This is a genomic window from Myxococcaceae bacterium JPH2 (genome assembly GCA_016458225.1).
In the GTDB taxonomy this organism is placed as follows: domain Bacteria; phylum Myxococcota; class Myxococcia; order Myxococcales; family Myxococcaceae; genus Citreicoccus.
Genome location: JAEMGR010000116.1, coordinates 1 through 1,134, shown reverse-complemented (window position 1 = coordinate 1,134; position 1,134 = coordinate 1). Strand labels below are relative to the sequence as shown.

Sequence of the window (1,134 nt, the reverse complement as noted above, 5' to 3'; positions counted from 1 at the left end):
CTGGATGTCGAAGCGTTGGAGCGGAGCTTCGAGGCGCTCGTGCAGCGGCACGAGGCCCTGCGCACCACGTTCCGAATGCTGGACGGAAGCCCCGTTCAAGTCATCTCGTCTCAGGGCGAGTTGGTGCTCCGGCGCATGGATCTGTCCGGCCACTCGGAGGCAAGTCGGTCCTCAGTGGCGGAGCGAGTGGCGAGGGAGGAGTCGCAGCGGCCCTTCGATCTGTCTCGCGGCCCGCTGCTCCGGGCGACATTGCTGACGCTCTCCGACCGCGAGCATGTGTTGGTGCTGGTGATGCACCACATCGTGTCGGATGGCTGGTCGATGGGGGTCCTCGTGCGCGAGGTGGTCTCGCTCTACGAGGCCTTCTTGCAAGGCCACGCGTCGCCGTTGCCCGATCTCGCTCTCCAGTATGCGGACTTCGCGGTGTGGCAGCGAAGCTGGCTCCGGGACGAGGTCCTGGATGCGGAGCTGGAGTATTGGCGCAATCAGTTGCACGGAGCGCCGCCGGCCCTGACGCTGCCGACGGATCGGCCGCGACCGGCCATCCAACGCTTCCGTGGTGAGTCCACGCCCCTGAGCTGGCCACTGTCCTTGTGGAACGCCATCAAGGCGCTGGCGCACGAGGAGAACGCGACGCCGTTCATGGTGCTCCTGGCTGCTTTCCAGGCGGTGCTGTCGAGGTACTCGGGGCAGGACGATGTGAGCGTGGGGACGGCGATCGCCAACCGCACGCGCGGGGAGACCGAGGGACTGATTGGCTTCTTCGTGAACACGCTGGTGCTGCGGGCGCGCCTGGCTCGGGACATGACGTTCCGTGAGCTGGTGGCCCAGGCTCGAGACGTGACGCTGGGCGCCTACGCACACCAGGATGTCCCCTTCGAGAAGCTGGTGGAGGAGCTGCAGCCGGTCCGCGACTCGGCTCGCAGTCCGCTCTTCCAGGTGATGTTCGTGATGCAGAACGCGCCGATGGCGACGGTGCGCCTGCCCGGGCTGGTGCTGGAGCCTGTCGAGCAATCCGGAACGACGTCGAAGTTCGACCTGACGCTCGGCCTGGAGGAAGGGGACTCCGGACTCCGCGGCGAGCTGGAATACGACAGCGATTTGTTCGACGGGGAGACGGTGGAAGGGCTGCTG

General features: G+C 66.6%; 1 protein-coding gene. It reads left to right on the top strand.

Features of this window, described 5'->3' with window-relative positions:
- The coding region (locus tag JGU66_36360) for a non-ribosomal peptide synthetase (protein MBJ6766250.1) at positions 1-1,134 on the top strand (1,134 nt) is incomplete at both ends.